Source organism: Solibacillus sp. NPDC093137, from assembly GCF_050280445.1.
GTDB lineage: Bacteria > Bacillota > Bacilli > Bacillales_A > Planococcaceae > Solibacillus > Solibacillus isronensis_B.
The window spans coordinates 21,018-34,944 of sequence record NZ_JBNNVH010000006.1 but is presented as its reverse complement, the minus strand read 5'-3'; the positions used below and the strand labels follow the sequence as shown (position 1 = coordinate 34,944).

Here is a 13,927-nt window from a genome sequence, read left to right as displayed (position 1 = left end):
TTACCGGTAGTTGATCTTCCGCCTATGCGGGATAAATAAGAGGTGCCCTGAAATTCAGGGCACCTCTTTATTATACTAAACGTTTGATCGCCCCATAGAGCTCTTCATTTGTTGGTACTTGTAAATACATGCGCAGCCTTACAATACGATTCAATTCCTTTTCAATCATACATCGTGCATACGTCACACGATCTTCAGTAGCATACATCTTCCGGAACTCTTCCTGCATATTATACATTTCATTAAAATCGCTTAACACTAGTTGAAGTTCTTTTTCATTTAATAAATATTGCTCTACTAAATTGACAAGCTCCTCATTAAAGATCTCCAGCATTTTAACGGCATCATCTTTTATAAATAGATCAAGCACTTTTTTGACAAGCGTCGTCGTCAATATACTCCCTATAATAAGACCGATGATCCCGCCGATTAAGCTAATGACAGTTGTACTAACATTCGGAATCGATAAGCCGACTCCTCCACCTACGATTAAACCAATAATACTCCCTGCAACACTTGCAGCCGTTTTGGAAATATTTTTAAATAGCTGTGCCGGAGACATCTGCTTTTTAATTGCGCGAATTATATCGACGCTCGACATGACACCTGTTACGATTGCTCCTGTTACAACATTTGCATTCAGTAATGTGATAGCTTTTTTAGCTATAACAGAGCTGTACATCGCCTTTTTCGTGGCCGTACTAGCCATCCTCTTCACTACTGCTTTTGCACCGTTTTTCTTTACGGCACTTGCAATACCTTCATCCAGCTCAATATGGTCAACAATATTCAGGTTATCGATTTGCTTTTCGATAATTTCTTCAGCAAATGGCTCTCCTATAACTGTTAAACCTGTCAGTACAGCATTTTCAACTGCGGTACCTCGTTCTGCACCATTCCACTTACTTTGGGCGAAAGAAATTGCGGTACTCATTCCGATCGTTTCTTTCTTAAAATCGATGCAGCCTCTTTCATCAATGACTAGATTATGGATATTTCCAGCATCTAATATGTGACGAACTTGCTCATATGTGAATGCACCTTGTTTAATAATATCGCTATTATTAAAATGTGCATGTATTTCATTATATTGCTCAAAAGGAACTTCCAAGTAATTACTATGTTCCTGATCTAGCTGTTTTAGTTCAATTTCGCAAATTGCAATCGCATCATTTACATTGGGACAATACACATTGTGTACGATTTGTCGCCGGTTGTTTGATAGCCAAATTTGGTCCATGAAGTTACCTCCATTTTTCGTCTTTCACTATCATATAAGCATTCGGTAATGTTGTACAGTAATATTTTATTTCCCAATAAAAAAGAAGGAGCCAGCGTTGTTTCACCAGCATCCTCCGATATTATTTACTTTCCTTCAAATTGCGGCATTCTCTTTCCAACGAAAGCCTGAATACCTTCTAAATGGTCTTGTGTTTGGCGCATTTTCACCTGTCCCGCCGATTCGCCTTCCAATATCTGCTCTAACACAGGCAAGTTCGCATTATGCAATATCAGCTTAGTTTCAATCTTCGCCAAAATTGGTGATGCTAACAGCTTGCCAACAAGTTGGTCAACTGTTACTAATGCCTGACCATCTTCCACATTATAATCAATGAGTCCTAATGTTAGCGCTTCATCGCCGCTTAACACTTTTCCTTCCCATATCATTTGCTTTGCTTTTGGTGTTCCGAGACGTTCCTTCATAAAGAAGTGTCCTGCACCGTCAGGAACTAAACCGATTCCGATAAAGTTCATCGCTAATTTACTAGATTGCTCCGCAACGATGATATCGCTTCCTAATGCCAGACTAAATCCTAAACCGGCTGCAGCTCCATGAATTTGTGCAATCGTAATCATCGGAAGTGTATAGTAAGCCTTCACTAAACGTGAAATGTCTTCCATAATTGTTCCAAAATCAGAAAAGTCGTCTGATGAAACCATCATTTTTACATCGCCACCAGCAGAGAAGACTCTCCCTTCCCCTCTAATGATAAGAATTTGAACATCCTTTTCATTATGTAGCGCTTCAAAGCAATCCGCCAACTCGCGCATCATCGTAAAATCCATTGCATTCATAGCATTTGGGCGATTTAATGTTAATGTTGCTTTTCGCTCCGCAATTTCCAAGTTAATTGTTTCAAAGTTCAATTGTATACACCCCTTATTTATGAATAATCATTCATTTCGACAAATGACTTCATATCTCCTTTATTTTCATACTTCTAACACTTTAGCTTTGTTCGGTACCGGCTTATAATTGGCTAAATATTTACCGACCTGCAATCCAGTAAATAAGCATCCTCCTAAAAACGTCCCTTCCAATGAGCGGTAACCATGTACCCCACCGCCACCAAAGCCGCTGACTTCTCCTGCCGCAAAGAGTCCTTGAACAGGGTTGCCCTCGTCATTTATTACTTGCCCGTTTAAATCGGTTTGTAATCCCCCTAATGTTTTTCTTGTGAGTATATTTAAGCGTACGGCAATTAACGGTCCAGCTTTCGGATCCAAAATTTTGTGGGGCTTGGCTGCACGAATCAATTTATCACCGATATAGTTTCTCGCTCCATGCATAGCATTAATTTGTGCATCTTTTGAGAAGAGATTTTCGATTTCACGGTCCCGCGCTAAAATCTGCTCTTTAATTTGCATAAAATCAAGCAAGTCATTACCTGCCAGTTTATTCATACCATCCACTAAATCTTTTAAACTATCCGCTATGACAAAGTCTTCCCCGTTTTCTTTGAATGCCTGAACGGCTTTAGGCGGCCCTGGTAAAACACGCTTCAGCACGTCCTTTATGCTTTTATTTGTCAGATCCATATTTTGCTCAGAACCGGATAATGCAAATTCCTTTTCAATTATTTTTTCCGTCAAAATAAACCAGGAATAGTCATACCCTGTTTTTTGAATTGCTTCTAGTGTGCTGAGGGTATCAAAACCGGGAAAGTTCGGTGCTTTAAATCGGTTTCCTGTTGCATCAAACCACATCGATGACGGTCCGGGTAATATACGAATCCCATGGTTTTTCCATATCGGATCCCAGTTTTTCAACCCTTCCGTATAATGCCACATCCGGTCTCGATTGACGATCCGTCCGCCTGCCCGCTCGGTAATTTCGAGCATTTTCCCATCAACAAATGCAGGTACGCCGGACACCATATTTTCCGGTGGAAGACCTAGTCGTGACGGCCAATTTTCTTTGATAAGTTCTAAATTTGCTCCGATGCCACCGCTAGCTACTACGACTGCATCAGCTGTATATTCAAATGTTCCGATGATTTCTCTTGAACTTTCTTCCCCGCGGCGAATGATACTATTTTCTAAAATATTGCCTTGAATGCCGGTAACTGCACCATCTTCAGTCATTAAATCCGTTACTTGGTGACGTGGCAAATAATCGATTAAACCACTTTCCGAAGCTTCCAATACTTTATTCGAAAATGCCTCTACAATCGCGGGTCCAGTTCCCCAAACGATATGAAAGCGGGGAACCGAATTCCCATGTCCGCCTGCTAAAGCACCCCCACGCTCTGCCCAGCCAACAACCGGGAAAAATTGAATGCCCTGTGATTTTAGCCAATCATATTTTTCTCCCGCTGCAAAATCTACATAGGCCTTTGCCCATTCATATGCCCAGTAATCTTCATCCTCTAACCGGTCGAATCCTGCAGAACCGCGCCAATCTTGCCATGCGAGCTCCTTACTGTCTTTTATACCCAACCTTCTTTGTTCAGGGGTATCTACTAAAAACAGTCCCCCAAATGACCAAAATGCCTGACCTCCGATTGAATTTTCGGGCTCTTGATCAACAAGCAATACCTTTTTTTGCGCATCTATGAGCTGACAAACCGCAGTTAATCCTGCTAACCCCGCTCCAATTACGATTGCATCATAATGCATTTTCTACTCCCCCTTTGTCAGTGCATATGTTATACAATTTCGTGGTATTTTTTATTTCACCTTCTTTATTATTTTTCTTTAAAGCATTGAAAATTTAAAACAAGGGAAAATTTTAGTGAAATAGTAAAACCGTTATTTTTCCGATGAATTCTACAAATCATTATTTTTCTGTAAATTCAAACAAATCCCTTTAAATCAATATCGTTAGCGCTTTCATACTTTTCCTAAATTACGAACATTAAATTTAGAAACCCTAAATATAGTTCGTGAAACAACCATATATCCGCTAATTAATTCACTAATTATTTATTAATTTTGAAAATTCCGTTGACAAAGATGAACAATCAGGTTTATGATGTTATCAAATTTAAAAACGAAAAACTATTGTGATAGAGACATACTATTTAGTTTTGTATAGCAAAGAGAGCTGGTGGTCGGTGTAAACCAGTGTATACGCTAAATAAGTTCCACTCTTGAATAGAATAGCCGAAAATCCCAAGTAAGTTATTCCGTCCCATGCACGTTACGCATATTGATAAGGTTGTATGACTATTTTTTCAAATAGTCGGCAACGAATAAGGGTGGTACCGCGATTTGTTTATTGAATGCCTTTCGCCCCTTACGTTATTCGTAAGGGACGGAAGGCTTTTTTTGTATAGTAATTTAAAAATAATAGTGAAATTTAAGGAGAGATTATTATGACAGCAACACAATTAATCGAAAAGGCAACAAAAACAATCAACGTATTCATTGCAGATCCACTAAGTGATGACGGGATTTTCCCGCTTCGTCAAGAAACAGAATTAAATTTAAACATCATCGTCGATACAGGATTATCTCCAGAACAATTAATCGCTCGAATTGCAGATGTGGATGTATTACTTGTCCGCTCTCAAACAACTGTTACACGCGAAGTTATTGAAGCAGCGAAAAACTTGAAGTTAATCGGGCGTGCCGGTGTAGGTGTTGATAACATCGATTTAAATGCCGCGACAGAGTACGGAATTATTGTTGTAAACGCTCCAGACGGGAACACGAACTCTGCGGCTGAGCATACAATCGCAATGATGACATCACTTGCCCGCTTTATTCCACAAGCATTCAACACATTAAAGAATGGTAAATGGGATCGTAAATCTTATGTTGGGGTTGAACTTAAAAACAAAACATTAGGTGTAATTGGGATGGGCCGTATCGGTGCTGAAGTGGCTTACCGTGCAAAAGGTCAACGTATGGACGTGATTGCCTATGACCCATTTTTAACTGAAGAGCGTGCAAAAGAATTAGGTATTACAAAAGGTACTGTTGACGAAGTATGTGCTGCAGCCGACTTTGTAACAGTTCATACACCACTTTTACCTGAAACTCGTAACATCATTAACAAAGAACGCTTTGCCATTATGAAAGACGGTGTCCGTATTATCAACTGTGCTCGCGGCGGTATCATTAACGAAGATGATTTATACGATGCGATTGTTGAAGGTAAAGTAGCTGGTGCTGCACTAGATGTATTCGTACAAGAGCCCGCAACAGACCATAAACTGTTAACATTGCCGCAAGTGATTGCAACACCTCACTTAGGTGCATCTACAGTGGAAGCACAGGAATCAGTAGCAGTCGACGTATCAAACGATATTATTAAGTTCTTTAAAACAGGTACTGTAACAAATCCGGTAAACATGCCATCTATTCCGAAAGAAAAGCTTGCGGAAGTAGCGCCATTCTTCGCATTAGCTGAAAAGCTTGGTAAGTTTTTAATTCAGGTTACAGAAGAAAGCATCAAACAATTGAACATTTCTTACGCTGGTGAAGTCGCTAACTTTGATGTACGTCCATTAACAGCAAATGCTATTAAAGGTCTGCTTTCAACGAACCACGGCTCTCACGTAAATGATGTAAATGCACGTTACTTGGCTGAGCGTATCGGCATTCAAATTAATGAGCATAAAACAACAACTGCTAAAGGCTTCACAAATTTAATTACGGTCGAAATCGTGACAGAAACAGAAAAACATACTGTAGCTGGTACGTTATTAAATGGTCTTGGTGCCCGCATCGTTAAAGTGGAAGGTTTCGTAGTGGATGTTATTCCTAACGGCAACCTGCTTTACATTAAAAACCAGGATAAGCCAGGTTCAATCGGCCGTGTAGCTACTAAGCTGGCAGAAAAAGATATCAATATCGCAACAATGCAAGTAGGTCGCGATCAAATCGGCGGCTCTGCAGTCATGATGCTTGTCGTAGATAATGAAGTAACAACAGAAGATTTAATTTTTGTAGCACAACTTGAAAATATTGATGAAGTAAAAGCCATTTCACTTTAATCATTCCTACTACTGATGAACGAAAATTTCCTTCATCAGTAGTTTTTTGTTTTAACATATTCCCCATTCGCATACATAAGTTTAAAGGACGATTTTATCTTTTATTATTTGAAACTTCGATTGGATAAAATCTTACATAAAACTTGGCGAAAGTGAAGACCCCTACCCGATTCCCACCAACCGTTCACTCTATTCGCTCACTTTTTACTAAAAGGAGAGTTTAGTTGAGAAAAATACTTTATTTCTTATTAATTGTTTTCTGTATCGTTGGTGTTTCCCTAGTAAATAACGGGCGTGTCCATGCAGCAGCCCCTTCTGCCACAATTAAAATCACGGCAATAGAGACCGGAGTATTTGATGAAACTTTAAAGCAAAAAGTGATTACACTGTCTAAAGCAACACCCGTTATCGTACTTTCAGAAGCGGATGGATGGGCTAAAATTCAATATAAAACGGTGATAGGCTATATTCCAAGCGAATATTTAATGTCTGCAACCCCTCAATATATGCTCGTACAAGCGAAAGAAGAGCCACTTGTGCGTGTGACGAATAAACAAGAGAGCGAGATTAAAGGAAAACTCCACTTAAATACAATTGTAGAGCTTTACGGATCTGCAACTGCCGACTTTGTTTTTGTAAAATACGGACGTCTTGTCGGTTTTGTCAATCAGCAGGCACTTGTGAAACCTGCTTCAAAAGCGATGATCGTCAAAAGCTCAGCCGATTTAGTTGTAAGAGAGATTGCCAGTTCTTCGAGTACTGAAATTGGTGTATTACGTAAAAACAGCCCTGTTAAAATGCTTACTAATTTAAAAGGTTGGGCGTTTGTCAAAACTGATAAGCTATCTGGCTATGTGCTGACGAACGGACTGGTTACACCACCAGTTGAAAAGGAGAAACCAGAGAAGCCAGAGAAACCAGTTAATCCTAAGCCAGCAACGGATAAGAAGATTGCCTTAACATTCGATGATGGCCCCCACCCGAAGGTGACGAGACAAATTTTAAAAACGTTGGAGAAGTATGAGGCAAAGGCGACGTTTTTTGTTGTAGGGCAAGAGGTGAAGGAACATCCAGAAATTTTAAAAGCCGTATATAACGCGGGCCATGAAATCGGCAACCACACATTTAATCATGAAAGACTGACGACATTAACACCTGAGGAAATAAAGAAGCAAATCCAATCTACCGATACACTTATAAAGTCGACGATCGGTCAACGGGCAACTGTTTTCCGCCCGCCTTATGGGAGCTATGATGAAACGATTACTGATCAATTAAATGTTCCGAACGTACTGTGGACAATTGATACACTTGACTGGAAGCATCGTGATCCAGAAAAAACGGTGCTGGCAGTAAAAGAACATGCAAAAAATGGGAGTATCATATTAATGCATGATATTCATCAGGCAACCGCCGATGCATTGGATGATGTGCTTGCAACACTACAAAAACAGGGCTTCGAATTTGTGACTGTCTCCGAACTGTTAGGAAAATAATAAAAGGACCTGGTGAATGGTTTCACCAGGTCTATGATTTACAATGATTTTAGTTGTAAAAAAGATAAATACTCATTTATTAAAATAGATTCCGTTTCAAATAGTGGCAATGTCACAATGTCAGCACTTTGCGCTACTCCTAATGCTGCAATCGCAACGAAAAATAAGACACCAACTGCAATAAATGCAGACAATATACGGTGAACTCCTAGCATTTCCGGATTGGCCTGTTTTCTGTTTTTACTGCGTACAAGGCTGAAGAAGCGGTTTTTGTTTTCAGGTAAATGAAGCACATGTTCACATGCCAAACAAAGGTATGCTGTATGATGATCAATCGTTATCGGATTGATCTGTACTGAATTGTTTGTGCGGCCGCAGTTTTCACAGCGACATATATTATTATTTACCATAGAAAAACCTCTTTCATCCCTTTCATACACCCATTATAGCATTAATTTTTAGAAAATTCATTCTTTTAATACAAAAACGCACTTACTTAAAGTAAAGTGCGTCTGCTAGTTTATAATGTTTTCACTAACTGTAAAAATTCTGTAAGAGATGTTACTTCATATGTCGGAACAATTTCCGGATTGTGCGGTTTACTTTCACGGTTAATCCAAACGTTGCGCATACCGACACGAGAAGAACCTAAAATATCGGTCATTAAATTATCGCCGACCATAATGGCTTCATCTTTCGTAACCTGCGCTTTTTCCATTACAAACTCGAAAATGGAAGCGTCCGGTTTCCCTTTACCAAAATCACCTGAAATAATAATATGGTCAAAATACGGTACAATCTCCGGAGTAATCTCCAACTTTAAATTTTGTAAACTTGGTGCACCGTTCGTTAATAACACAAGTTCGTATTTCCCTTTTAATTCATCCAATACGACAAATGTATCCTCATAGAAAAATGGTGCTTTTTTACGTTCTTCTACGAAACGCTCCCCAAGTACTGTACCTAATGCTGCATCTTCAATTCCAACTGCCGCCAAACCTTTTGTCCAAGCTTCAGCTCGATACGCAGGTACAATTTCTTTCAATTGCTGAAATTGCGGTGTCGGATCATCAAACGTTCCCCAAAGACCTTCAAATGGATTAATACCGATCAAGACCGTGTAGTCATATGTAGGATAACTTTCATAAAGACTGCGCGCTGCCGATCTTACCGCTTCTTCCAATTCCTGTGCGTCGACGTTTTTTTTAGTCGCTGCATAGTCACATGTCTTTTCAAATGCCGTTTTTACTGAATGTTGATCGAATAATAAAGTATCATCTAAATCGAAAATTATTGTTTTAATAGCCATTGTTACGCTCCTAAAATTAATATATGTACCCATATATTTTACCATACTAAAGCGTCCAATTTCCGATACTTTTTGATTTTTCTAAATTTTTGAGGATAAATAGAATTAAGAAATAAAGACTGTTATTCCTTGTTTCTTAATTGCTGTAACAGATTATTGACCCGTGCTTTTTGATTTTCAGTTTCTTCTTTCAGTAACTCAAACTTATAATCAAAACCATCATCCATAATATTTACAATATCGCCTTCTTTAAGCTCTGATGGAATTTCAGCATGATGGATCAGAAGTTGTTCCGTTTCTTTCGGGTGTTTTAAAAAAATCGCATAATCTCCATCAAATCGGTCTAGCGTGTATTTATTGTAGTTCACTTACAACTTCCCCTTTCGTATTGACTAATTGGGCTGCATCACCACTGTTTAGCCATATTTGTCTTTTCGACCATTCCAGTGTGGCCGCACCTGTTTTTGCATTGGGACCACTTGTTATCGATAGCTTTTTCCCTGGTGCTAAATTAATATCCGGGAAATTAAATACTTGATTGCCTTCAACAGATACTATTTCCCAGCCTTCCAAATTAACAGCTTGATTACTATTATTCTGAATGACAACAATTTCTTCATGCACATCTTTGCTGACCAATTCGACTTTACCGCTCTTCGTTGAAGCTGGTAACGGTATCGAACTCGTTGCCCCGATACCTGTCCACTGCTGTGCATCTATGTCATATGTTACCCCATCTGTTGTAATCACAATCGTCCCGGCTTCTGCGGTACTATATATTTCACTGTTTACGTTTTGCAATATATCGATTACTTCTGCATGCGGGTGACTGTATTTATTGTCCTGTCCATAGCTTAGTATTGTGGCTAGTGGACTCACCGCTTCTACAAATTTTGGCGAACTGCTCGTATTCGATCCGTGATGGCCTGCTTTTAAAATGGTTGCCTGTACATCGGTTCCCTTTTGTAAAAGCTCCTGCTCTACCCCGTGATCGGCATCCCCCATTAATAAGAACGAAATATTTTGGTATTCCGCGCGTAGAACGATTGAAGCGTCATTATTATCAGAAGCAGATTCATCTGCAGCAAGAACTTCTACAATAAGGTTGTCTTCAAGCTGAATTTCATCGCCTGCTTCAGGTATCGTGAACTTAATATTTTTAGCTTGAATGAGGCTTAACATTTCTTCATATGTTTGGGATGTATGTACTTTTCCCGAATCGATAAACTCCTTAATGGAGATGGAATTCAGCACTGAAATCAATCCACCGATATGATCGGCATCCGGGTGTGTAGCGACTACATAATCCAAACGATTGACTCCCTGTACTTTTAAATAGGCGACAACTTCCTTACCGGCACCCTTTACGCCACCATCAATCAGCATCGTTTTCCCGTTCGGTGCTTCGATGAAAATGGAATCCCCCTGCCCTACATCAATAAAGTGGACGGCCATTTCTTTTAGTGGTTCTTCATATGTGTCTTCGGCTGTTTCTGTACATCCTGCTACGAATAGTAACGTGAACATTATCAGTCCCATTATTTTTTTCATTGCAACAAATCCTTTTCTTTTACTCTCTTACTAGTTTACACAAGTTGATCATATTATAAAAATCTCCCCTTCGCAGAAACACCAAATAGCACATGCCAATTGTTTGGCTGTGCTATTTGGCGATATTTAAAGTTCATCAAATTAAGAATAAAGCTCATCTAAAATGGCGATTTTCTTGGCGATTGATTCTTCAAATGTCAGGATATATGCTGCTGGATCTTTCGGGTTGTGGAACTGTGTAATTTTGCCGGTCGTTGGATGCACGAACTTCGAGGAAGCTCCGCAGCCGATACCTAAAATAGTTTGCACTTCTTCCATAATGACAATATTGTAGATCGACTCTTCTTCCGGTTTACAATAGCCGACGTTTTCCAAGTTTCCTAAAATATTTTTCTGGCGGTATAAGTAATATGGAACATAGCCGTTTTCAGCTGTCCATTCTGTTGCCATTTGCATCATTTTCCCTACTGTATCACGGTCAGCTACTTTATACTTATCTTTGTTTCGCGTCATTTCCGATGCACGCTTAAAGCTGAGTGTATGAACCGTTAAACTTTCAGGCTGCATTTTAGCAGACTCTGCTAATGAATTCTCGAATTCTTCAATACCTTCATTCGGCAAACCGATGATCAAATCCATATTAATATTATTCATACCGGAATTGCGTGATAGCCAAAACTTCTCAACCGTTTCTTCAACAGTATGATGGCGGCCAATTGCTTTTAATGTTTCTTGCGTGTAGCTTTGCGGGTTAACGGAAATACGGTCAATGCCCCATTTTTTCAACACTTCGATCTTTTCAGGTGTAATCGTATCCGGGCGCCCTGCTTCTACAGTAATTTCACGAATAGACTCTGGATTCGGGAAAGCATCGAACATTGTTTTATATAATGCATCCATTTCATGTGCTTCGATTGATGTCGGTGTGCCCCCGCCCCAGTAAATCGAAGTAATGCGCATATTTTTTTCTGTCAGCCATTTGCCCATTTCACGCAGCTCAATGTGAAGGCCATCGATAAATTTCTCTACGCGTCCTGCCTTACGATTTGACTGGATCGCATAGGCCGGGAATGTACAATATGCACACATTGTCGGACAGAATGGAACCCCAATATAAATTGAAATTTCCTTTCCAAGCTCATCCAAATCCGGAATCACCGTAAGTTGTCGCTCAACAATCGCTTTCATCAAAGCGATTTTCTGATCCGAAATTCGGTAATCCTCTTTTAGTACCGCGGCAATTTGCTCATCGTTCATACCGGCTTTCCGATATTTATGATAAAGCTTTGTCGGACGCACTCCTGTTAAAATACCCCACTGCTGAGTCATACCGGAATATTGTTCAAGTACATCAAGCATGACATGTGACAATGCTCGCTTCATTCGGATGTTTTGTTCTTTTTCCGTTCCTTCTGTCTCATACTTAATCGAATAGTCGCTCGTATATTCCTGCCCATCCACTTTTAACTTGGCAAATGTGTAAATCGTAAAAGTTTCATCAATAGACTTGTTAAATTCAATCGACATATCCGAACCATCCTGCTCGATTTGAATAACGGAATCCTCGTAAAATAAATTGGCTATATGATTAAGAACACGTGTCCAGTCTTCTTTGAATTGCTCATTAATATGAATCGTTTTCATGTTATTCTCTACCTTCTTATGATATTAAATAAAAAATCTATCTCATTGTAACAAATATTAAGGTAGAAGAAAAAAAACATGTTTATTGTTAGTAAATTTAATTGGGATATTGCCCTCATTATCCTCAAAATAAAAAGGAGCCACACAAAAGTGTGACCCCTTTGAATCTTATAGTCCGTCGTACATTGCTTGGATTGGCTGTGTGATAATACGGTTAATTTCCTGAATTACTGCACTTAAAGCCATTTCCGCTTCAAGCATTGCTATAATTTTAGCGTTTTGCTGAGCCAACTGTGCTGTTTTTTGTAAAAATACATACTCTTCTTCTGTAATTTCTTCACCAGCATTTTGTTTGTCCTGCATCTTTAATTGAACATCGCGGAAGTTTGTGAATAATACTTTAGCTTCCTCATCTGCACGTACAGTTTCCACTGCGTTCTTTAAATTTTGAAACTCATCAGTCTTGCGGAATGTTGCTTCAAGTTTATTAATATCTTCATAAATATTAATCATGTAATATTCCTACTTTCTCTTTTTAGTTCGTCAAAAAGACGATTAACGCTTGAATGATCCCGACAAGACCACCAATAATGCCGCCCAGCCATGTGATTAATTTCAGCTCTTTACTAATAATACCTAGTACAAGCTCTTCTAATTTGGCGATAGGGAAAGAATCTACTTGCTCTCGAACGACTTCCGCTAAATTCAATCGCTTCAGTACGTCTTCGATTTTTCCTTCTGCTGCAATAAATGTTTTATCCATCATTTTAGGGAGCAGATCATTTGTAGCCCAGTCTTTTCCTTGTGGCCAATAGTCATTAATCGTTTTATCCAGGCGTGCCTCCAATGCCAATGCATTTTTTGCATAGCTTTGGATACTCGTTTCAATCGTATCAAAGTTTACATCATTCATAAAGTCCATTGCCGGGCGATTTTTAATTTTTTCCCATTCTGTTGTGAAAATTCGATTTAAAAGTGCAGCTGTTCCTGGAGCTTTTAAAAACTTTATAAGTTCACGCTGTACTTTATCAACGAGTGATGTGGAGTCTCCTAAAAACATCTGGATCATTCCGCCAAATGAACCTTTTGTCGATAAGAAGTCATCCAGCATGTTTTTGATTGTCATCGTACCTTCTGGCGACATAAAATAATCTTCGCCCTTTTGCAATATCTGTACGACAGCCTCATCGATTTTCTGGTCCAGCATAGGCTCCAAATCATTCGGTAATAATTCACGGATCGATTTTGATGATAACGTATTTTTTACTTTATGGAATTGTAGGTGAATAAGTTCATCCACTTTCCCTTCCACTGTTTGCGGTAATTGTGTGAAACCCGCCAAACGAATCCAGTCATTAATCGTTTTTTCGTTAGTAAAAATTTCTTGCGACACTTTATTTTGCGCAAAAGTTAATACATTTTCGCGTATTTCTTTTGATAAAAACTTTTTCTTAATTGTTTCGGGTGTCAGTAAATATTCCGAAACGGTTTTTCCTAACTGAATCGCCAAATCCTCACGGCGTTTCGGAATAAGCCCCGGTGTTAACGGCAGCTTCCATTTTTTAAAATAGATTGGCTTATAAGGTCTAAACAGCATTTTGATTGCCATATAATTTGTCGCTGCACCAACGACAGCCCCTACAACACCAAGCAGGAATAATAGCGAAATAAATTCTCCCATTTTGCTCACTCTTTCTTCATCA

At 39.2% G+C, this 13,927-nt stretch carries 12 protein-coding genes and 1 other annotated feature; of the genes, 2 read left to right on the top strand and 10 right to left on the bottom strand.

Going from position 1 to position 13,927, the window contains the following annotated elements; all coding sequences use genetic code 11:
- Positions 1 to 70 precede the first annotated feature (70 nt).
- From ACQKN3_RS16500 to ACQKN3_RS16490, 3 genes are all read right to left on the bottom strand, one after another.
- A complete protein-coding gene (locus ACQKN3_RS16500) occupies positions 71 to 1,240 on the bottom strand; it encodes a hypothetical protein (RefSeq protein WP_427713343.1) in 1,170 nt (389 codons plus the stop codon).
- A gap of 125 nt (positions 1,241 to 1,365) precedes the next feature.
- Positions 1,366 to 2,148, bottom strand: coding sequence for an enoyl-CoA hydratase (locus ACQKN3_RS16495; protein WP_427713340.1), 783 nt, complete (start codon positions 2,146 to 2,148; stop codon positions 1,366 to 1,368).
- Positions 2,149 to 2,214: 66 nt separating this feature from the next.
- Entirely contained in the window at positions 2,215 to 3,900 is a 1,686-nt protein-coding gene (locus tag ACQKN3_RS16490; protein ID WP_427713338.1) for an FAD-binding dehydrogenase, read from the bottom strand.
- A gap of 377 nt (positions 3,901 to 4,277) precedes the next feature.
- Positions 4,278 to 4,523, top strand: a binding site (T-box leader).
- 75 nt (positions 4,524 to 4,598) lie between these two features.
- Here ACQKN3_RS16490 and serA point away from each other — a divergent pair.
- Both serA and ACQKN3_RS16480 read left to right on the top strand, forming a co-directional pair.
- Positions 4,599 to 6,224 carry a phosphoglycerate dehydrogenase gene (gene serA / locus ACQKN3_RS16485; protein ID WP_427713336.1) on the top strand — a complete coding sequence of 542 codons (1,626 nt, stop codon included), beginning with the start codon at positions 4,599 to 4,601 and terminating at the stop codon, positions 6,222 to 6,224.
- Between the two features lie 224 nt (positions 6,225 to 6,448).
- Complete coding sequence (locus tag ACQKN3_RS16480) at positions 6,449 to 7,720, top strand: polysaccharide deacetylase family protein (RefSeq protein WP_427713333.1); 1,272 nt, start codon at positions 6,449 to 6,451, stop codon at positions 7,718 to 7,720.
- 38 nt (positions 7,721 to 7,758) lie between these two features.
- Here ACQKN3_RS16480 and ACQKN3_RS16475 read toward each other — a convergent pair whose 3' ends face one another.
- The 7 genes from ACQKN3_RS16475 to ACQKN3_RS16445 form a co-directional block, all read right to left on the bottom strand.
- A complete protein-coding gene (locus ACQKN3_RS16475; RefSeq protein WP_427713331.1) occupies positions 7,759 to 8,130 on the bottom strand; it encodes a DNA polymerase III subunit delta in 372 nt (123 codons plus the stop codon).
- 110 nt (positions 8,131 to 8,240) lie between these two features.
- Complete coding sequence (locus ACQKN3_RS16470; protein ID WP_427713328.1) at positions 8,241 to 9,029, bottom strand: HAD family hydrolase; 789 nt, start codon at positions 9,027 to 9,029, stop codon at positions 8,241 to 8,243.
- Between the two features lie 122 nt (positions 9,030 to 9,151).
- On the bottom strand, positions 9,152 to 9,397 hold the full coding sequence (locus ACQKN3_RS16465) for a DUF3006 domain-containing protein (RefSeq protein WP_251690413.1): 246 nt from the start codon (positions 9,395 to 9,397) through the stop codon (positions 9,152 to 9,154).
- Positions 9,384 to 10,580, bottom strand: a complete 1,197-nt coding sequence (locus ACQKN3_RS16460) for an MBL fold metallo-hydrolase (RefSeq protein WP_427713324.1) — start codon at positions 10,578 to 10,580, stop codon at positions 9,384 to 9,386. Before ACQKN3_RS16460 ends, ACQKN3_RS16465 begins: the two co-directional genes overlap by 14 nt.
- Before the next feature lie 141 nt (positions 10,581 to 10,721).
- A complete protein-coding gene (locus ACQKN3_RS16455) occupies positions 10,722 to 12,224 on the bottom strand; it encodes a coproporphyrinogen III oxidase (protein WP_251690417.1) in 1,503 nt (500 codons plus the stop codon).
- 168 nt (positions 12,225 to 12,392) lie between these two features.
- Positions 12,393 to 12,737, bottom strand: coding sequence for a YlbF family regulator (locus ACQKN3_RS16450; RefSeq protein WP_065216702.1), 345 nt, complete (start codon positions 12,735 to 12,737; stop codon positions 12,393 to 12,395).
- A 22-nt stretch (positions 12,738 to 12,759) separates the two neighbouring features.
- Positions 12,760 to 13,905 (bottom strand): DUF445 family protein, encoded by a 1,146-nt coding sequence (locus ACQKN3_RS16445; protein ID WP_251690419.1) that lies wholly within the window; start codon positions 13,903 to 13,905, stop codon positions 12,760 to 12,762.
- Positions 13,906 to 13,927 lie beyond the last annotated feature (22 nt).